This is a genomic window from Thalassospira sp. MCCC 1A01428, assembly GCF_002115825.1.
GTDB lineage: Bacteria > Pseudomonadota > Alphaproteobacteria > Rhodospirillales > Thalassospiraceae > Thalassospira.
In genome coordinates this window covers 1-18,588 of record NZ_JFJZ01000045.1, presented here as the reverse complement: position 1 = coordinate 18,588, position 18,588 = coordinate 1, and the positions used below count along the sequence as shown (strand labels likewise).

Below are 18,588 nucleotides of genomic sequence, written 5' to 3'. Positions count from 1 at the left end.
CTTAAACCATTTTAGTTGGTTTTCTTTATTTTTACGTTGTTCAGCGCTTTATCAAGGTCCTGTCGTGGTCGTCATTTTTCTGAACTTGAGACTATGCTTTCAACCCAGCGTTGGACCTCGTTTATATCGATATCAAAAGACAAAAGCACAACTCCTAGTGGACTAAGATCATTGGCTGCCTCCGGGTCGAAAGACAAAGACAACGCCGCGGGAAAGCTTTTTTGGGCCAGTGTTTTTTCTCCTTCTCGCAGCTTAACATTGATGCGCCCGCGCCATTCATAATGGGAATGCTCTTTACCTGAAAATTCACCAACAGCGCCGCTTGTTACGAGCGACAATTGCTTGTCGTAAAACAACTGCTGATTTGCAACAACCAGGATTTCTCGGGCTTTTTTCCAGGCAGAATCAGAGAAAAATCTCCGGGCAATGCCGTTCTGATCGTAAATATTGGAGAGAAAAAAGGGAATCGGATAGATGTCAATTAAAGTGGACTGGATGAAAGTTGTCGCTGTCTTTAACTCCCCCTCCAAATCTCCCATTCGGCCAGGAAAGGACGCTTGAAAGTCGGCACAATAAGAAAGAAGCGCTGGTATTTCGCGAACCTCATCTCTCATTTCACAGGTCATCATGTTAAACCCGGAACGCACTTTTTCGCCCATATACGTCGTATAATGAGGCGATTGATGCCGACATGAAAGCAGTGCTTCAAAAGAACGGCCATAGGACAGTGGGTTATGACAATCAATCGGCATATCCTGGGCCTGGGAAATTGACAAAACAGAAGAAAGTGGAAGAACCAGGAAAAGCGCCAAAACAAGTATCTTGATGTTCATTTCTTGTCCTTTTTTTTGGCGGCTTTACTTTTTTTGATCGCCTGTTCTATGAATTCCCTACAGATGCCAACATTGATTTTCGCCTCTTCTGAAAGCGGCAAATCATGCTCTTGAGATAGCTTGGTTGCCAGCGCGAGTTGCTTAGGACTTGGCGGTAGAAAATTTGTATCCAGCCATCGGCGACAACGATCACTGTTCTCAAATACAGCAGCCGGTACGGATATCCTGATAGCTTGAGCTCTTGACTTGACCAGAGCAATTTGAGCATCTGACGGCCTAAAAATTGCAACTTCACGATGCTGTTCAATAAATTCAGCAACAGCCTTGCGACTGGCGAGCTCTTCGTCAGTCAGGACAAGATCAGGATTACCTTTACGGATCGCAGAAACCATGTTCAGCATTGCAGAACTCGGAACCGACGTTGCCGTCTTGAATGCCTCTTCATGTGTTTCAAGAAAATCCTGAAGATCATCACAATCTGCAAGAATGGCCTTCGGCAGTTCAATTTCAAGTTCACGGGCAATTGCTTTTGCGAGTGCCTTCTGTTTTAGGGTTGGCGGCCGTGAAACCGAGATTTTTGAAATATCCACACAATCTGGTGGCGCGTTACGAAAACGCTCGACCCAATCAGCTGACCTGGATCGCATTTCAGCAATTACAGCTTCAGACGGTGTTTGACCTGAACCGATTTCAGCGAGGCGCTGCTCAAAATGCTCTGACAAGTCGGATGACAGAAGATCTGGCACAATTTTGCGCCAACCGGCCAGCACTTCCTTTCCTCTGACCGTCGTTTGAATTTTGTCGACTGAAGTCGAAACATATTGCCTGTCCCGCAACTTCTGCAAATGAGCAGCAAAGGTTGCAGGTTTACCAAACCCATTCGCTTCCAGCGCCTGGGTGAGGCTTTGCTCAGTGTACCAGGCAGGAGGCCTCGTTTTCTTTTCAGAAATAACCTTTTCCGCTATCGGAAACGCTGATTGGTCTTTGACATCGGCTGGGATCAGAATTTCGTCTGATTGCGTTACAGGCAAAAAAGCTGTCCAGCCAGGATCTGTAATCTGTTTTCCAGAAACAGTAAAACATGCTTCGTCATGTTGATAAGAGACGGTTGTTTTTAAGAAGGTTTGATCCCTCAGATGCGCAGCGATATATCGCCGCGCTATCATCACAAAGAGGTTGCGCTCATCATCTGACATCTGAGACAGGGACAAGGGTGCTTTTTTTAAATTGCCGACATTGGGAATAATGGCAGTATGAGCCGTTACCTTTTTGTCGTCATATAATTCTGACCTTGGGCTAAAGCCTAATGCCATGACACCCGCCAGGCCCATCGAACATATTTCAGAGGTGTTGCCAAGACGGTCTACCAAAATCCCTGAGTCCCCGGATGAAGCTTCTTCCAGGTATTCGCAATCCGACCGGGGGTAAACAATATGTCCTGCAAGATATAAGGCATTTGCAATTGATAGAGTTTTGGTTGATGTCCAACCGAATTTGTTAGCTGCATCACCAAAAAGCGTGTTTGTTTTGTAAAGCTTCGGCGGCCGGCGCCGACCTTCCGTCACCGACACTTTTACCTCAATGCTTGAAGGTAAACCCTCAAGCAGTGTTTCGGCTTTGTACCGGTCAAAGATTTTGTCTTCTGATGTATAGGTTAATGTCAGTAGACCTGATCGCGTTTGGATCTGCAATTGCGGCTCAAAATATGTCCTGGCAGTAAAGCTTTCTATCGCGACACACCGTGTATCGACCAAGGCAAGAACCGGACATTGCACAAGCCCAGCAGAAACAACCACAGACTTTCTGCTAGCGCCTGAAAAGGTGATCTGGCTTGCCCGTGTCATTTCCAAACCGACAACCCAATCCACTATGCCGCGGGCTAGTCCTTCTCTATATCGATGATCAAATTCAGATGCGGGCCTTTCTTTTTGCAGCGCTTTTTTAAAGGCCTGCACATCAATTGCGCTAAAGACCAGGCGCCCGAGAGTACCGCGAAATCCTGCCTGCTCCAATGCAAGGCGACCAATAACCTCACCTTCGCGGTCATTATCCGTTGCAATGACAAAATGATCACATTTCCTGGCAAGCGCCTGAATCACCTTGTATTGGGCTAGCTTTATCTTGCCAGTTGGCCCGTCAGTATCCACACAATAACGATAATCTCTGATTGGAAAAGGCAGGGTGTCAAATGACCATGCCTTTAAATCCTCGGAATATTCCTCCGGTTGTTTCAAACGCAGTAAATGTCCGGCAGCCCAAACAACATAACCACCATTGGTCTCATAGAAACCCTGGCGTTTTTGCCCTGGATCGTGCCCGCCAAGAGCTTGTGCCAATACGGCAGCTTGCGAATGCTTCTCTGTTAGATAAGCTTTCATATTGCACCAAAATCAGCATCAACGTGTCGAGCTGACCCTAGAACATCTGCCTGTGGGATATGTCCTTCAAAGCACGCTACGAAGCGAAAGCCTTCATGATTTTTTTCAGCAATGCTTAAATGAGCAGCAACAATCCAGTTAGGTGCTGTCACATGCAACATCAGCGGCTCCATGCGCAAATTGTTGAAGCCGATTACAGTAAATTCGTGACTTTCCGACAATATCCTTGCAGACCACTTTCGTTTTTCGATCGGGAGTTCTTCCCAAACCCCCGAAGGCTTTCGCGATTTATCATCTCGCAAAGCAACAACAAACATCATCTCGCCAGCAAATGACCTTGCCACTCGCCTGACTGCCGTTGGCCAGTCTTGGGCTGTTGGTATTACTATTCTCTCCGCAACCGTTTGATCTGCGTGAGAGAGAAAACCGCAAACCAGCGTAGGTATCGTCATCACTTCTTCCTTGTAAAAAGCGATTTGCCGCGTTTATTTAATCGGATACGCCAGTTCTCTCGCTTTCGGGGGGGGACGTTAATTTGGTTGTAAGCACGTAGAATATCCTCGGCGACACCTTTGATTGTCAGCACGGTGTATTCATTGATCCTGGCATCTTCGGCCTTTTTTCGAAGACGGTTGAGAGATCTCACCATTTGGGTGAGATCTCTCAACTGATGCTGACGGTTTTTCCGTCGAAGATATTCGCCCCGACGGTCGATCAGTTTGGTTTCTGGAAATGTTGGCACCGGCACACGAGAAATGCGCGCCGCAATCTTTTTGCGGCTATCACGTGTGCTCGATATCAGCGGATAGCCAAAATATTCCGGTCTGTTAATGAGATACCAGAGCGCCAGGCTCTTTTCTGACCGGGCGACCCCCGAGTGAACCATCGCAGCAAAGCACGTGGCTGCTGACTTGGGATCCGTAAAAATAGAAGAAAAAATATGTGGTAGAGAAGCAGGAGGAAATGAAACTTTTGGGCGCCTGGAGGATTTGTGAACACCATTTGCCAGATTTTCAAGACGATCAAGCAGATCGGAAGAATATCGCCCCCACCAGTTGGGAACCCGATCCCATAGATTGGTTGAACGTTCGTAAGAAACGCGCTTCCTGGTGTTTCTCAGGACTGCGCCATTTATAACCTGCCTGCGGATCAGTGGATTATCTTCACGCCGCTCAAACTTCATTGGCAAATCAAATAATCTGCCATACCTGGCAAGTTCTGCAGAAAAATCGTCAAGTTTGCTCCTGGATTTATCAAGCCCCAGGGCACGGCCATCATCGTTAAATCCCGAAACGACCATGTGAACATGCGGTCGACCAGGTTTGTCGCGATGAATGGTCCATAAGACCGCACGGCCATCCATCGCAAACTGATCGAAAACGAACTGCCGCGTCACTGCTTGCATCGCAGCAACGACCCTCTCCTCTGTCAAATGCGATTTGCTGACATCGAACGACCAGATCAAATGATGCGCCTGATAACGGCGCATGTTGTCTGAAACAGGGTTGCTTTGTCGGGGGCGAAGATTTTCTTTGTCTGAAAGGATCGGCCAGTTTTTCAACTGGTTGCGTCGATCTGCAAATTCTACCTCTTCCCCAAATTCATCAAACAAATTGAGCTTCAGCGCCGGACGCGCTGCTGACTGATGAGCACACGATATGTAATCAACCAAGGCGCGAATTGCCGTAGATGTTTTGGGAGGGCGCGACGTGTGTTTTATCACAACCGTCGGTACTTGGCCCTGGTCCCACCCCTCGCCGACTGTTTTGATCCGTGAGCTTAAGCCAGCACCAATCATTTTTACCTCTTCTCACCATGATGCCGCAGAAAATCTGCTGCCTGACTGCTGACTGATAAGCACTGCTTGGCAATCTCGCTCACGGCCGCGACGTCTTGGGCCTTTATGGCCTCCCCTTGGCTGTTATGAAGACGTTTCGCTATTTGGTTTAGCAATACCCCTAGCGATTTCGACTGCCTGGCCACACCACGTAAAAGCATCACATCATCTTCGCTCAGTGCTTTGGCTGTCGCATCCTTAGTCCCCAGGCGCGCAATTACCGCTTTACGGATAAAGCGTCCGACGCCGCCTTTCCCTGCCTTTTTCTTCAGTTCTTCGGCGAGGTTACGGTCAATCCTGATCGATGTGACCACCGAGCTTTCTGATGTCATTGAAAGCAAACTCTCCAATTTTTGATCTGCTTTGAAAGCTGTATCAAACCGTAATACACCTTTCAATGACAAATAAAATGTACTACAAATCCCTAATCCTGCAAAAGATATTTTGATTGGGATGATTTTTATGAGAGGCGAATAGAAACGGCGGTTTTTGGGGATTTGTAGTTTGTTTTATCGCCGTTTTCGCCCAATAATGATATTTAAAGCCATAATCAAAAGATGTTTTAAGGATTTTTGATCTGTAGCATCTGAAAATCTGGGCGTAGTCAGGATTTTTGAGGCTGTGTCCCGTAAAAACAACAACGTAGCAAACTTGACGTCAGGCGTAGCTGGTTTGGAGAGAATTTTATGAAAAACGTCAAAACAGAGATAAGACGGGTTAAAATGGCTGTTTTTAGCCAATTTTGGCCCCCTGCCCGCCCGGACTTCGTCGGCTGGCCACCCTTTTTCAAGTCCAATGCTCTGACACTCGTTCGCCGGGCGATTTGGGGTTGGTTTCTTATTGGAGTTTGTCTTTTAGTGGGATTAGCTTTTGTGCGGCTTATGTCATGAGAGCAAGAATTGGAATTCTTAGTATTGTTTTTTGTCTTGGAATTCCGGGCAAGCAAGTCACTGCGGGTGAGGTTCGCCATACTTGCTTGACTGCTGCCACTCTTGCGGAAGAGAAATACGACATCCCTGCCGGCCTTCTCACTGCCATTGGATTACGTGAAAGCAGGTTCGATGGTCAGATGTGGCCATGGTCGTTGAACATTGCTGGCAGCGCCCGACGTTATGCAACCTCGCAAGATGCGCGTAAGGTGGTGCGTCGCTTGCAGGATGCCGGGCAGGTTGGTTTTGATGTCGGCTGTTTTCAGATCCATTTTCGCTGGCTGGGCCAAAGCTGCGTTAAATCTGCTGAGATATTGCTCGATCCTGGGCTGAACGCTTTTTGCGCGGCCGGTTATTTGAAACAATTACGACAGACAACCGGATCTTGGACGAGCGCCGTTGAAGCTTATCATGTCGGGCCAAATAGGCAGGACCCGAGCGCCATGCGACGTGCGAGAAAGTATGCTTGCCTGGTCGGTAAAACTTTCGCCACTATACGGGGTGTCGATGCTGAATGTGATAAGGAGCAAAAATGAAGAACAAAGTAGATTTGGGAACGCCACAGTGCCCAGGGACAGCATCATTAAGCGATTTTGAAAACGCAGCTGAGAAACTGATTAAGATGTGGCCGTATTTGTTGCGTCAGTATCAGGCCCCTGCCCTTCCTTCAGCAACAATCCTGCCCTTTCCTGGCTGTACTTGTCGAAAGGTTGAGCTTGATTGTTAGTGGTTGAGATATTTGGAGGCTTTTTTCTTGTTTTGATTGCCTAATCTCATACGCAATTGTGCGCGAAATTAAAAGTTATCCACAGATATTTGACAAGCCCTGATCCTCTTGGGTGTTAATATATGTGTTAATATATGTGTTAAGGGTATTTGACCTCTTCAGAAATACGAGGTTTTGTGCCGGTTACAGAGGTATTTTCATGAGCGCTCGGTAACTGATACCCCGATGAACGGTACCTGTAACCCCGCGATCAGGTATCTGATACCCCGAACCCGTTGATATCGTCTTCACATGCTCGGATGTGGATTATTTAGATGCATATTTTGCCTCTTTGAGTCGGTTGTTTGGGTTCAAGTACCTGTTTCCCCGAATCCGATGACCAGAATATTCCGATTCCTTACGATTTGCTGCTTTTTCTGCAAATCTTATGTTTGATGGAGTCGCTTTTTACATTCAGGTCTTCTCGTATTGGTATCTAAAACCCCGAAACTTTGGTAACCAAAACCCCGAATGTTCTATCCTGGTATCTAAAACCCCGAACAAAATATTGACTAATACCCTCTTTTTGTCGGTGCGGTACCTAAAACCCCGAACATTGTCATCGGTACCTAAAACCCCGAATAATGCGTTCGGGTACCTAAAACCCCGAATACAAGATTTCGGTAACTGATACCCCGAAGCTTGACAAAACGGATCTGATACCCCGAATATGCGGAACTGATACCCCGAAAATTCTTATTTAGTTGGTTGAGGAAATGACGCAGGATCTGATGCAAGAGGCCGGCATGGAGAACGCTCTGATGCTTGTGCCAGAGCGACACCCGCAACACGATCTTTTCCTGTGTGATGTGGCTGATGCCGTGTTGAAGGATATTATGCCTCAGCTCGAGCATCCGTTTTATAGCTTGAGCAAGAAACCGGAAACCAATATTCGGGAATATCGCCACAATGATCAATGGATCCGCGTGGTGCCAAGCGTGAAGGGCCTGGCGACAATTTATGACAAGGACATCCTGATTTATTGCATCAGCCAGGTGATGGCAAAGATGCGTAAAGGTGAACCGGTTTCCAAACGCGTGCAGCTTAGCATTCACGATGTTTTGGTCTTCACCAACCGAGGCACAGCGGGTAAGGATTATGACGCACTGATTGATGCGCTGGAACGTATCAAGGGTACGGTTATCAGCACGAACATTCGCACCGGAGACATGGAGCAAACTGATACATTTGGTTTGATTGAGGCGTCTTCTGTAAGACGGAAACATGGCTTGAATGGCCGATTGCTATCATGTGAAATTGTGCTCTCTGAATGGGTTTTTAATGCGATTAAAAGCCAGGAAGTTCTGACCCTCCACAGAGACTACTTTCGCCTTCGAAAACCCCTCGAAAGACGGGTTTATGAACTTGCGCGCAAACATTGCGGCCAACAAGCTTCCTGGAAGGTATCACTTGGGGTTCTTTGGAAAAAATCAGGTTCGCAAAGTCCCGAAAAGCGTTTCCGTCAGATGATCAAGGATCTTGCGAGAAGCAATCATTTGCCAGACTATACTGTAACGTATGACGTTGAAGCGGACATGATTCTTTTCACTAATCGCGGAACCATGAAGCTCGCGGCAATGGCGGCCGAAACGGCTGAACCCTGGAATGGCCATCTTGCCAATGATGTGTATGAACTTATTCGGGAAGTGGCACCTGGTTGGGATGTTTATTTCCTCGAGAGCGAATGGCGGCGCTGGGTGGGAGAGCAAGACATTGTACCGCGGCGGCCTGAGAAGCATTTTGCGACATTTGCCCAAAGCTGGTACGAAAAAAGAGGGGCTCCTGCGTAAGGCCCTACGCGTGAATAAGGGACCCCGTTAACGCGGTCCCTTATTCGCATGGAGGAGAAGCGGTAGAACCACAGACGTCATCGCACCAGCCCCCGCAGCCCATACTGTTTCAAGGGTATGGGCGGAGAATTTGAGCAGGCGCAGATTAAACGCGACGTGCTCTAGGTCCAGGCGACATTTTACTCTTGGATAACAGGTAATATTACAAAAAGGGCCACAGGAGTCAGCAGAATGGCGGGAATCGAACCCGCTCTGCTCCCCGAAGCTTGGTGTTGATATACATGTGTATCGATTCATGTAAATTTCCCCCCTGCCCTTTTTGCGTCCGGTCAGTCACGTGACTGACCGTGAATATCGAGTTCAGTCAGTTTTGATATTTGCCAGGTTTCACCCTTGGTTTCGACCCAAAGCTGAAGCATCTCACTCAGAAATTCTCCTGCCTTGGCTCCTTTCCCACGTGAAGCAACAATGTCTTCTATGAGTTGTTTGCAATCTGGCGTGACTCGAACCGAGAGAAGTGCGGTGCGTCCGCTGCGACGCAGGGACCGCCCATCAATCTTTCCCGTGCCATCTCGTGTTGTGAACCCGTCTTTGGCGGCTTCTCGTGCGATGTCAGCCTGAGAAGGTTTGATCCTAACCGGCACTGTACTTTCTCTGGATGCAGTCTGAACAGTCGGTTTATCAGTGCGTCGAAACGCGGACACATCCAGTGTTAATTCTTCTGTATCATCCAGTACGTCGAATGGATCTTTGCCCATCGGGTCACTCCTTTACGTCCGCTGGTGTATTCGCATGGTCGCTTCGATCTTCGGTTTCCAAGCCATAGGATGGGTCTTTAAGAACTGCGATCAATTCCGAGGCAAGGGCGTGAAGAACTTTTAGTGCACCCTTGAGGTTCGGTGCCTCTGCGTCTGTCAGGTTGTAAATCGAACGCCCTTCTTCTACGAAGACCTTGAAAGCTTCCAGATTGTTAAATTCAGCTTTCATGTAAGGAAGCTTGCGTTCACGGAGCTGTTGGTAGGCTCTCTTGAGCGTCCGCGGTGTAATGGCCTGGTTTGTTCGCGTGAACAAAATACGAAATGGAATGTCACGGCGCTGAAGCTTTGATTGATTTTTGATTAAACCAAGTGTTTTAGCTGCTTCTTTGTGATCAAGGCTCGAGCCTTGGCTTGGTACAATGACCAAGTCCGCACTTGCAATTGCCATCGCCACACCGAGATTTGCTGAGCCTTCCATATCAGCAAGCACAATATCGTAATTTTCTCGCATGTTATCGAGCGTATCGAAGACCTCGGTGTCAGATACCTTCGCCGTGGCTGTGATGTTTTCAACCGGGTTTTCGGACAACCATTCTATGACAGGTTGATTGGGGTCATTGTCCAGAATTCCGACATTGAGACCACTTTTCGCCAGTGCAGAAGCAATGGCCATGATGTAAGAGGATTTTCCAACGCCTCCTTTTGAACTGGCAACAGCAACGATCTTTCCTGATTCTGGCATTTGCCCATCTCCGTCAAATGAGTGTTAACAGTCATCGTGTAAAAAAGAGATGACAGTTATATTCTTTAAGTGAAATCAGTTATCGCTTATTTATAGGATAACAGACATCGAATAACAAGACGATAACCGTTATCCGTTATTTAATTGATGACAGTTATCTATTAGTTTAATGTTTCTCGATGTCTTGGTATCCGATAACAGTAATCGAATGCTTTGTAGTTGCTTGATAAAACGAGGAAAGTATTTTTGAATGTGACTATTTTGCTAACGGGATATTTGTTGGTTAGATTATGTGCGATAACAGTTAACAAATTGTTACAAGATAACAGTTATCGTAAATATAAGAGATAATAGTTATCGCTTACATAACTGATGACTGTTACAAGAACGCACAATCGATAACTGTCATCGTATACCATGCCAATGACCGTTATCTATTATATAAGAGATGACAGTCATCGGATGCGTCAATGTGATGACCAAGTTTACCAAGCACGTGCCAGAAAGGTGCAGGAATTTCCTGACAACTGCGAACCTGGACACAATTACTCCCAGATTGGCGAGAAGCACATAATGACTTGAGAAATGGCCTGTAATGCCTGCGGGGCGTCCACCCAAAGTCGGTCAAAGTCGTGCGACCTCAGCACAAATATGCCTGAGGCATAAAGGGAGCTTGCGATGGGCAACCAGACATCAACACCAAATCCATTTGTAGGATTTACGCTTGATGAACTTAAGGCGACAGGTTTGGCCCTGAACGATGGGGTCTCCAGGGGGTGACAAACAACTACTGTGCTGATGACTGTTATCAGATTTATCCTTGATAACAGTCATCGTTTATAACTCCGATGACCGTTATCCATTATATAAAAGATGACAGTCATCGGATGCGTCAATGTGATGATCAAGTTTACCGAGTACGTGCCAGAAAGGTGCTGGAATTTCCTTCCAACTGCGAACCTGTACTCAATTACCTCCAGATTGGCGAGAAGCACATACTGACTTGAGAAACGGCTTGTAATGCCTGCGGGGCATCCACCCAAAGTCGGTCAAAGTCGTGCGACCTCAGCACAAATATGCCTGAGGCCTGATAAAGCGGGGGAATTACGATAAACACGCAAGATGGACGTTGCCCCCGCGCGTCACAATCATAAGCGGCTGATGGCCGTCGGATGAAATGTTCCCCAGTCATTGTTTTACATTGATTTTGGTGACTAGGGCACTATTATGCTGATTTGCATGTGACTGAGGCATGATAAAATGGCGGAAGCGAAATCCAAACAGGTTCCTAATATTACCGAAGAGGAATTGTTCGCTATCGGTTTGACCCTCAATGACGGGGCTGACCGCGGATGGCTCGGTACTTTGGCGGCTCTTCTCAAGAAAAACCCGTCTGTCGTTTCCAAATGGAAGAAGGAAATCCACCGGGTTTCCCAGGACGACGTTCAGCACATGAGGCTTCTGGTTCTGTTAAAGGAGGCCGGCGTTCTGCAATCCTCCTTGATTGCTTCACGTCTACCGATCACATTAAAAAAGTCTGCGGAGATCGATCAGATGGGCAGGGGGCTTCGCAAATCTGTACGTGAAGAAATCGCAGTGGCTTTAAGTAGGCAGCAAGTCGGTGATTAAGCCGTTAAGCTTTTGTTAGACGTCTATTACGGTGCGAGAAGTCTTGGACGTGATCGCGCCCTGGCTGCTGCTGGCGATAAAGGAAGACACCATTATTCTCCTTCAAGAGTGGGATTTTGAGGGCAGGGGAGGGAAGGGGATCGGCGATCGGCTCGGCCAAGAAAGTGGACGAGTGCCGCAATATCAGCATCAATGAGGGATCGTTTGCGCCAAAACAGGCCAACAGCCGTTTGGCACCGAATTACCCAGACATAATCTCCACCAGGGTCATAGATATTGTCGGTGGCTGGACGAAATGATCCTTTGAGGTCCCAGTAATTGTTGAGCTGATCGGCAAACAAATGGTCTGAAAGCTCATGCACCAGGTCACAACACTCTGATCGGAACATGATGTAGGGGCCGTTAATCACAAAGCGTGGAAGAAACCATTCGTTATAGTAGGGACGTAAGTGGCCTTCACAGGAATAGAGTGTAGCTGTTTCTGGCAGGCTGTTGAAAACATCACATAACGGCTTGATTCGGCGCTCAATTACCTGATCCAGTTGGCGTGGGTCCCAATCTGTCAGATCTTTGAGCTTCAGATAGCATTTCAGTGTGACAGGTTCGAAATCATACAAATCCGCCCATATCTGCGTTGCAATCAGCAAGAAAAAAAGGATGATCGCTGGAATGGGAGAAATGCCGTGCCTTTCAAGAATAAACGCAAGTAACAACGGGATAGCGCTATTGCGAATGTGACCGAGAATAAATTGGACCATCGTATTTTATCCTTTCTAAGCCACGATCATCTTCAGGCCGTGCTTCCGACAGCAGTCTGAGAGAAGTTGTTCAAACCGGTTGCGCAACTGGTCACGGACAAGCGGGGTTTGTGGCTTCAGCTCAATTTGGTTGTTTGCTATGCGAGCCGATATCTGCTTCAGCCATGTGAAGGGCAGGGGACAATCGAGGAGAGGATGGCGGGCAAAATCTTGTGCGATCGCAGCCCAGACATCAGTCACCTTGCCAAGCAATTCGATACTCTCGGTCGGGCGAGCTGGTGCTTTTGTGGTGCCAATCGCCTGCAGCATGTCGAGAATGGCTGAGCGATTGAAACGTTGTTTGCGTGAGCTCACATCATTGAGTTGATCAGTAACTGCGTTGATCCCGGCGCGTTCAATTGCCAAACCAACATGGTGCCGCGCGTTTTCATTAGTCCATGGGTCCCGTGATAACTGCTGCCAGCGTTTTGTCACAACTTCCATCAATTGATGTTCTTGCACCTGGCTGGCCGGAATATGGGATTTCCTTCTATCCGTGTTATTTGAATCCGTGTTCCTATAGGAGCCGGAACCTCTTTCCGGTGCAGTACCGGAAGCAGATGCCGGTACTGCACCGGCATTTATATCCGCTTTGGGCTTTGAGATACCGAGTAACTGATAGGTGTTCCGGTTTTTCATAAAGCCGATAGCGTGTGAGTTCTTTTTTACCAGATTGCAATCAATCAGCTCATTGATTGCATTTCGCACGGTACGTTCATTGAGTTGCGCCGCACTGGCGATGGTTGAGACTTTCGGAAAGCAGTCCAGCGTTTTGTCGTTTAAGAAACTGACCAGGACGCACGCAACCAGGCGCGCAGTGGCAGAGAGAGCTTCTGCTTTGAAGACGTTGGCTTGTAGCCAGCTGAAGCGGTTTACGGCTGACGTGGAAGCGTGAAAATTTTTCATTTTTTAGTTCCTGTGTCACATTTCAGGGGTTGATCTCGACCGTTCACGCGCTATATACTCAGGCATGTTGGGTCGCTTCTTGCAGCAACGGGGAGAGACCAACACCAAACAAGCCGGGCTTGTGCCGCTGAAACAAAGGCGAGCAAGTTCGTTCAGACAAAAATTAATGTCTGGCGAATAAGCAAAGACCCAACGTTCAGCACCAGCAGAAGACTGGTCTGTTGAAAGAGTTGACCGCTCTTATATTTGACTTTTATGGGCCCCGCAGAAAAGCGGGGCCTATGCTTTTATGGGCTCACGTAAACCTCCGCTGTATCAAGTTTATCGAGCAGCCAGGCGTGGCCGAGGCCGTCGGGCAGGGGATCTGCAAGATCCCACCCGTCTGGTAATTCAAGTCCTGGCTCGACCAATCGGTATTGACCGACGGTTATTCCCTGTTTTTTAAAAATAAGCGGCAGTTGTTCGCCAGCCCGAAAACCTGCTCTGACGCGGGATTTTAAAGAGCATTGATCAGCGTCTGGCCAGTAGACGACCCGTTTCCCATGAAGCGGTCTCCAATCAACTTTCTCTAGGCGATTTACGCCGCCATGCCAGGTCGTTACGGCCTGAAACCGCGACAGTGGATGGTCTGTCAGTTTGCTGAGCGCACGAGCTGCAGTGCCGGTTTTTTCGCCCTCTACGATGAGAACTGATTCCGCTGCGAGCAGCACCTCATCGATGGCCATCAGCGGTTGCGGAGCCGGAAGCCCCGCATTGTGCCAGCCATCAAATGTTCTTTGGGTTTCCTTGTGAAAAAGCTGACACCATGTCAGGGGCAGCAATATCTTTTTGCGCTTGCCCTCGCTGACAAACTCAAGTCGGTAGCTATAGCCGACGAGGCAACCGTCAGCGCGTTGCCAGGGCCACACATTGGTCACGGATGACCGGTGTCTTTTCGGGATTTCAGGAGGTCCGCCGGGACAGGTCTTGTAAACCTGAACAACGTCTATCAGGTTGTTTTTTTTCCTGTCCCTGGCGCCCCGCTCGTGATGGTGATTTATTTGCGGCCGATCCGTTGGGGGGAGTTTAAGGAACTCTCGCGAAAGCCTGATCGCGTCTGTTTGATTGCCTTTTGCATGTGCAACAAAGATGTCGTAGACACCGAAATATCCGCGATCTCCTGATGCAAAGTCTTTGCCGATCAATTTTTGAAGATGAAAGGTAAAGGAACCGGGTTTACCTTTTGAGGCGGGTGTCCCAAAAACATCACCGCAATAAAAGGTGTTGTGACTAACATAGCCTGCGGGCATGAGCCATTGAAGGGCTTCGGCTGCTGTGTTGTTTAATCGGTCCTTTAAGTCTTCAAGGGTCATTCGCAAACGAGCCCCATGGGCTGTGAGTTACTTGTCTGTTTATCTGTGACCAGGCCTGTTTTCGGGGAAGCGGCAGGTGCCATTTGAGGTTCTGTGATGAGTCCGAAACCTGCCTGATAGAGGTCTTTGACAGGGTCTTGCGCTATTGCGCCAGGTAACGACCGCCCCGTCACGTTGTGAAATCCTACTTCAATGATTTCGCAAATGAGATTGTTTCGGGACAGGCGATGCCGCTTGCAATATTGAGTTATGGCATCCATCTGAGATCGGCTAATGCGTATCTGCACCCCTCGTGTATCGGCATATGTCTTTTGATGGCGGTCAAGGCGCGAAAGATCTGCCGCCTGTTGCAGGGACGGGGGCAATTTTGGTTGGTACTCGCCGTCCTGCAGCTCCACACCGATTTCGAGGTGAGTAAATAGCATCGCGAGCCGACGATACGTATCGGATTGCAGTTTGACGCATGCATCAACTGACATGCATTTCTGAATCATGTCATTCGACAGAGGGCGTCGATACAGGTCCTTGCTTATCTTGATAAGGTCCTGAGCAGTGAATGGAAGAATTTCCATAACTTTCGCGATTATCTCAGGTTGCTTGTGAAGGGCGATGGCCCATTCTTTTATGTTCGTGTCAGAAAAATTTGCTGTCATTGGTATCTCCCGGCAGGGTTGATATTGGGAAGCTATCCCTATTGACATCAAAAGACAAAATAAAATTTCAAGTTTCTTGTGTTTTTCCTTTTTGAAAAAATATATTTATCACATTAAAACAAAGACTTAGAGACTATAAAAAATTTCGTTAGTTGGATTTCGCGTTGTGAGAATATGCGGACACAAGATCAATCTTGTCCAAAGGGTAGGGGGCTTCGCCGTAGACAAAGAGGGATTCGAGGGCGCCTGGCGAATCCAGCATTGCGATTTCAACGTCCATGCTGGTGGCATAGTCGTAAATCTGGTCTGCTAACGGGTTGTCGTCGAGGTTGCCATTTCCAATAAAAGCTACCGCGACCAACTCGCCTGGTTGAAGGTTGAGACTGCCTGCATACTGCTGCTTAAAGCGGCGCATTGCGGCTGCGGCTCGAAAAACAGGGCAGGGGGCGCGTTCACCGTCCTGAGACTGCCATTCTGCCTGATCAATTGAGGTTGATGCTGTCCAGGTCTGATTGCCCAAGTCAAGAATTTGAATAATAATGATTTGGTCGCTACCAAAAGCGACCATGTCGATAAAAGTTTTTGGATTATTGCCGAATTCATCAGGCGTAAAGCCGCGATCTCCCAGGGCGTCGGAGTTAAGGGCAATATCGAGGCGACATTCGTAATTATTTTTCTCAAGATAATCACGAATGGTCGGAATCATCGAAGCATTGTAGCTCATCAGCCCGCTCGTCTGCAGGCCAACAGCAAAGTCATCTGTGGTTTCTTCGCTAGCGTAAGATATGCGGGTTGATTCTGCCGATATTTGCATGACCGGTTCGGCCTCTTCACTGACGATCCGATCGCTGTTTTCTATTGGCTCCTCTCCCCATTTGACCCGAGCTCTTACTTTAATTGGGGGGCTCCATTTGCCGATCGCCGCCAGAGGCCTGGTAATGACCCTGGCACAGCGAAGCGGGATCTTGAAAATCGTTCTCGCCAATATCAAAACGCTCTGTAAGATGGTTGACCATACGCGGGTTAACCATAAGGCGCCGATCGCAGCACAGGCGGGAATTCCAATGATCACTACAAACAGCAGTCCACATAAAAAACCAAGGAGCTGGTTCGAGTATCCGGAAATGTCGAATTGCAGGACTGATACGGCTCTCCATAGCGCCGTCCAATGAGATGGGTACAAAAGGTTGACTTGCCACATCGTCAAAGCGGTCCCCCACCATGCGGCAAGAAGAAGCGTTGTGGTCAGGAAGGCAGATGTAATTCGCATTTGCGATCTCCAAGGGCGGCGCCCAGGTTGGCAAGGTTCAAGACAATGTCTGGATCAATAGAGAGCTTGCGATTTTTTATTGCCTGCCCGTATCTCTCTGGATTCATCGATATTCTATCGAGGACCGTTTGTATTTTTTCGCGTGAGAGATCGCGTTCTATCTGTTTGATAGCGGACCTGGGGTCAGCAAACGTTAATGCAAGCTGTCGGCGAAGCGATTTTCGCAATGTTCTAATTTCTTCCTGAAGAGGAATTTGAGGGCTTGTTCCTGGGGCAATGGTTTTTTCCGGTTCGATCCCAGCAAGCAAATTCTCTGACATTGCGGTTGTTCGCGCATCGAAGTGAAGCAATGTCACGTACCAGCGATCCTGATTTGGCCGCATAGCCTGTGCGAGAATTGTCGGCAAGTTTTGTAAAGTTGCCGATGATTTCGGGAATGCCGGCACCAGGTCGAAGATAGCATTAGGCAAACTTGGGTTGTGAGGTCTTTCACCAATAATGAGCACACCGAACCGCATGGAGAAAACGATTAGATTTCCTCTATCTTCCCTGACTTCCCATTCACCTTCGCAGGAGGATAGAGCGTGCTTATATTCGGTTGTGGTGGTTTCCATGGCCGGAAAATCGCTTCAAAATGGTCAACAAAAGATATTTTGATCATTGTTATCAAAAGATCAAGTCGCAGTTGCTGCCAATGCACGATTTGCGAGCATTATTTAGGGATTAAGGAATGTGCGGGCGATATAGCCATGATTTGACCTGGGCGGAAATTCATCAGTTGTCAGGGCTGGCATTTCCGGTGCCGTTTGATGATCCAGAACCAAACTTTAATACAGCTCCAACCCATCAGGTTCCTGTGGTGCTAACTGATCAGAGGCGCATCTGGGGTGAATATGCCAGATGGGATTTTATCCCTCCCTGGTTTTCCGCGGATCTGACAGAAAAGCGTTTCAGTACATTCAATGCGAGGTCTGAGGATTTACTGGAGCGTAAAGCTTATCGCGGATCAGCTGTCCGGCATCGCTGCCTGATTCCGATCCGCAGCTTTTATGAATGGGACAGGCAAAACCCGAAGGACAAAAGGCCATACGCCATTGGTGTTCGTGGTGATAGTGGATTTAGTCCGGCTTTGGTCGCAGGGGTCTGGTCGCATTGGCGGGGAACGTCGAAGGCTGTTGAAACAGAGTTTTTTACAGTATCGATGCTTACCCGGGCAGCAGGGCCGCACATGGCACGTATTCATAATCGCGAACCCGCAATCCTGACGAATGAGGAAATTGGTTCCTGGTTAAATTCGCCACTTGAATATGCTTTGAAGCAATTACGGGCTCCCTTTCCATCCCAGTTATTAGCGGCCTGGCCTGTATCAACTGACGTGAACAAGGTGACGAACACCGGAAGAAAGCTGATGGAGCCAATCGGGAACGCGCTGTTTTAGGGCAGGGTGCCGGTTTACATTTTGAGTTCAGCACCGGTAATTGGTGCGTGCCCAACGCCCATGAGACCGTGAAACAGTTCGGCTTGGGAAAATTCTCTTACCTCGATGGGAAAGGATTTTGCTCCATTAGCAATCAGCCAGATTGTGCGAGTTATCCCGTTGGTGAAAGAAATGGAGAATTCGTTTCCTGTAAAGGTTATGTGCGGATAGGCGAGTGGTACCGGATTTTCACGGCCATGAGAGAAGCCGGTTTCAGCGCCTGCATATTTCCGATCGAGGGGCATTTTTGCCCTGGTCGGACATTTGTGGAAACCATCGGTCGATCTTAGCCAGTGATAGTAAAATTTCTCGGCATCGATATAGACAATGTATTGATTGTCAAATTCGCGGTCGTTAAACCGCATATAGGCGGTTTTGTCACCTGCCAGCTCTATTTCCCATACAGGGTCGCGCGAATTCGTTAAAATCCTATGCGGGGGATTCGGCAGGTTTTTTCGAATTTGAAGGGCG

The 18,588-nt window shown here is 48.1% G+C and carries 18 protein-coding genes; 4 read left to right on the top strand and 14 right to left on the bottom strand.

The window, feature by feature from the left end:
* Window positions 1–71: 71 nt before the first annotated feature.
* The 5 genes from THS27_RS22020 to THS27_RS22000 are packed head-to-tail and all read right to left on the bottom strand — an operon-like array spanning window position 72 to window position 5,380.
* On the bottom strand, window positions 72–833 hold the full coding sequence (locus THS27_RS22020) for a hypothetical protein (protein ID WP_085594547.1): 762 nt from the start codon (window positions 831–833) through the stop codon (window positions 72–74).
* Window positions 830–3,211, bottom strand: coding sequence for a DNA topoisomerase (locus THS27_RS22015; RefSeq protein ID WP_085594545.1), 2,382 nt, complete (start codon window positions 3,209–3,211; stop codon window positions 830–832). The genes THS27_RS22020 and THS27_RS22015 overlap by 4 nt, the downstream gene beginning before the upstream one ends.
* A complete protein-coding gene (locus tag THS27_RS22010; RefSeq protein WP_085594543.1) occupies window positions 3,208–3,663 on the bottom strand; it encodes a hypothetical protein in 456 nt (151 codons plus the stop codon). The genes THS27_RS22015 and THS27_RS22010 overlap by 4 nt, the downstream gene beginning before the upstream one ends.
* On the bottom strand, window positions 3,663–5,009 hold the full coding sequence (locus tag THS27_RS22005) for a hypothetical protein (protein ID WP_085594541.1): 1,347 nt from the start codon (window positions 5,007–5,009) through the stop codon (window positions 3,663–3,665). The genes THS27_RS22010 and THS27_RS22005 overlap by 1 nt, the downstream gene beginning before the upstream one ends.
* A gap of 2 nt (window positions 5,010–5,011) precedes the next feature.
* The gene (locus THS27_RS22000; protein ID WP_139835705.1) at window positions 5,012–5,380 is read right to left on the bottom strand and encodes a hypothetical protein; all 369 of its coding nucleotides are present in this window, start codon (window positions 5,378–5,380) and stop codon (window positions 5,012–5,014) included.
* 554 nt (window positions 5,381–5,934) lie between these two features.
* Between THS27_RS22000 and THS27_RS21995 the strand changes: the two genes are divergently transcribed.
* Window positions 5,935–6,513, top strand: coding sequence for a transglycosylase SLT domain-containing protein (locus THS27_RS21995; RefSeq protein WP_085594537.1), 579 nt, complete (start codon window positions 5,935–5,937; stop codon window positions 6,511–6,513).
* A 946-nt stretch (window positions 6,514–7,459) separates the two neighbouring features.
* Window positions 7,460–8,533, top strand: coding sequence for a replication initiator protein A (locus tag THS27_RS21990; RefSeq protein WP_246833063.1), 1,074 nt, complete (start codon window positions 7,460–7,462; stop codon window positions 8,531–8,533).
* A gap of 329 nt (window positions 8,534–8,862) precedes the next feature.
* On the opposite strand, the gene THS27_RS21985 is transcribed toward THS27_RS21990, so the two are convergent.
* Both THS27_RS21985 and THS27_RS21980 read right to left on the bottom strand, forming a co-directional pair.
* The gene (locus THS27_RS21985; protein WP_085594535.1) at window positions 8,863–9,291 is read right to left on the bottom strand and encodes a hypothetical protein; all 429 of its coding nucleotides are present in this window, start codon (window positions 9,289–9,291) and stop codon (window positions 8,863–8,865) included.
* Window positions 9,292–9,295: 4 nt separating this feature from the next.
* Entirely contained in the window at window positions 9,296–10,033 is a 738-nt protein-coding gene (locus tag THS27_RS21980) for a ParA family protein (RefSeq protein WP_085594533.1), read from the bottom strand.
* A 1,260-nt stretch (window positions 10,034–11,293) separates the two neighbouring features.
* Between THS27_RS21980 and THS27_RS21975 the strand changes: the two genes are divergently transcribed.
* Window positions 11,294–11,662 (top strand): hypothetical protein, encoded by a 369-nt coding sequence (locus THS27_RS21975; protein WP_085594531.1) that lies wholly within the window; start codon window positions 11,294–11,296, stop codon window positions 11,660–11,662.
* A gap of 92 nt (window positions 11,663–11,754) precedes the next feature.
* On the opposite strand, the gene THS27_RS21970 is transcribed toward THS27_RS21975, so the two are convergent.
* From THS27_RS21970 to THS27_RS21945, 6 genes are all read right to left on the bottom strand, one after another.
* Entirely contained in the window at window positions 11,755–12,420 is a 666-nt protein-coding gene (locus THS27_RS21970; protein ID WP_085594529.1) for a hypothetical protein, read from the bottom strand.
* Window positions 12,421–12,435: 15 nt separating this feature from the next.
* The gene (locus THS27_RS21965; protein WP_085594527.1) at window positions 12,436–13,365 is read right to left on the bottom strand and encodes a helix-turn-helix domain-containing protein; all 930 of its coding nucleotides are present in this window, start codon (window positions 13,363–13,365) and stop codon (window positions 12,436–12,438) included.
* A gap of 287 nt (window positions 13,366–13,652) precedes the next feature.
* Window positions 13,653–14,717 (bottom strand): hypothetical protein, encoded by a 1,065-nt coding sequence (locus THS27_RS21960; protein ID WP_085594525.1) that lies wholly within the window; start codon window positions 14,715–14,717, stop codon window positions 13,653–13,655.
* Window positions 14,714–15,370, bottom strand: a complete 657-nt coding sequence (locus THS27_RS21955; protein WP_085594523.1) for a hypothetical protein — start codon at window positions 15,368–15,370, stop codon at window positions 14,714–14,716. Before THS27_RS21955 ends, THS27_RS21960 begins: the two co-directional genes overlap by 4 nt.
* Before the next feature lie 148 nt (window positions 15,371–15,518).
* Window positions 15,519–16,640: a hypothetical protein gene (locus THS27_RS21950; RefSeq protein WP_085594521.1), complete on the bottom strand. Its 1,122-nt coding sequence runs from the start codon at window positions 16,638–16,640 to the stop codon at window positions 15,519–15,521.
* Window positions 16,616–17,254, bottom strand: a complete 639-nt coding sequence (locus THS27_RS21945) for a hypothetical protein (RefSeq protein ID WP_085594518.1) — start codon at window positions 17,252–17,254, stop codon at window positions 16,616–16,618. The genes THS27_RS21950 and THS27_RS21945 overlap by 25 nt, the downstream gene beginning before the upstream one ends.
* A 116-nt stretch (window positions 17,255–17,370) precedes the next feature.
* On the opposite strand from THS27_RS21945, the gene THS27_RS21940 reads away from it, so the two are divergent.
* Window positions 17,371–18,078, top strand: coding sequence for an SOS response-associated peptidase (locus THS27_RS21940; protein WP_085594516.1), 708 nt, complete (start codon window positions 17,371–17,373; stop codon window positions 18,076–18,078).
* Between the two features lie 14 nt (window positions 18,079–18,092).
* Here THS27_RS21940 and THS27_RS26955 read toward each other — a convergent pair.
* A partial coding sequence (locus THS27_RS26955; RefSeq protein ID WP_085594514.1) for a hypothetical protein occupies window positions 18,093–18,588 on the bottom strand: 496 nt, incomplete at its 5' end.

Excerpts from the sequence above, each read along its gene's own strand:
- THS27_RS22020 (WP_085594547.1), bottom strand. The coding sequence starts at position 833 with ATGAACATCAAGATACTTGTTTTGGCGCTTTTCCTGGTTCTTCCACTT.
- THS27_RS22015 (WP_085594545.1), bottom strand. The coding sequence starts at position 3,211 with ATGAAAGCTTATCTAACAGAGAAGCATTCGCAAGCTGCCGTATTGGCA.
- THS27_RS22010 (WP_085594543.1), bottom strand. The coding sequence starts at position 3,663 with ATGACGATACCTACGCTGGTTTGCGGTTTTCTCTCTCACGCAGATCAA.
- THS27_RS22005 (WP_085594541.1), bottom strand. The coding sequence starts at position 5,009 with ATGATTGGTGCTGGCTTAAGCTCACGGATCAAAACAGTCGGCGAGGGG.
- THS27_RS22000 (WP_139835705.1), bottom strand. The coding sequence starts at position 5,380 with ATGACATCAGAAAGCTCGGTGGTCACATCGATCAGGATTGACCGTAAC.
- THS27_RS21995 (WP_085594537.1), top strand. The coding sequence starts at position 5,935 with ATGAGAGCAAGAATTGGAATTCTTAGTATTGTTTTTTGTCTTGGAATT.
- THS27_RS21990 (WP_246833063.1), top strand. The coding sequence starts at position 7,460 with ATGACGCAGGATCTGATGCAAGAGGCCGGCATGGAGAACGCTCTGATG.
- THS27_RS21985 (WP_085594535.1), bottom strand. The coding sequence starts at position 9,291 with ATGGGCAAAGATCCATTCGACGTACTGGATGATACAGAAGAATTAACA.
- THS27_RS21980 (WP_085594533.1), bottom strand. The coding sequence starts at position 10,033 with ATGCCAGAATCAGGAAAGATCGTTGCTGTTGCCAGTTCAAAAGGAGGC.
- THS27_RS21975 (WP_085594531.1), top strand. The coding sequence starts at position 11,294 with ATGGCGGAAGCGAAATCCAAACAGGTTCCTAATATTACCGAAGAGGAA.
- THS27_RS21970 (WP_085594529.1), bottom strand. The coding sequence starts at position 12,420 with ATGGTCCAATTTATTCTCGGTCACATTCGCAATAGCGCTATCCCGTTG.
- THS27_RS21965 (WP_085594527.1), bottom strand. The coding sequence starts at position 13,365 with ATGAAAAATTTTCACGCTTCCACGTCAGCCGTAAACCGCTTCAGCTGG.
- THS27_RS21960 (WP_085594525.1), bottom strand. The coding sequence starts at position 14,717 with ATGACCCTTGAAGACTTAAAGGACCGATTAAACAACACAGCAGCCGAA.
- THS27_RS21955 (WP_085594523.1), bottom strand. The coding sequence starts at position 15,370 with ATGACAGCAAATTTTTCTGACACGAACATAAAAGAATGGGCCATCGCC.
- THS27_RS21950 (WP_085594521.1), bottom strand. The coding sequence starts at position 16,640 with ATGCGAATTACATCTGCCTTCCTGACCACAACGCTTCTTCTTGCCGCA.
- THS27_RS21945 (WP_085594518.1), bottom strand. The coding sequence starts at position 17,254 with ATGGAAACCACCACAACCGAATATAAGCACGCTCTATCCTCCTGCGAA.
- THS27_RS21940 (WP_085594516.1), top strand. The coding sequence starts at position 17,371 with ATGTGCGGGCGATATAGCCATGATTTGACCTGGGCGGAAATTCATCAG.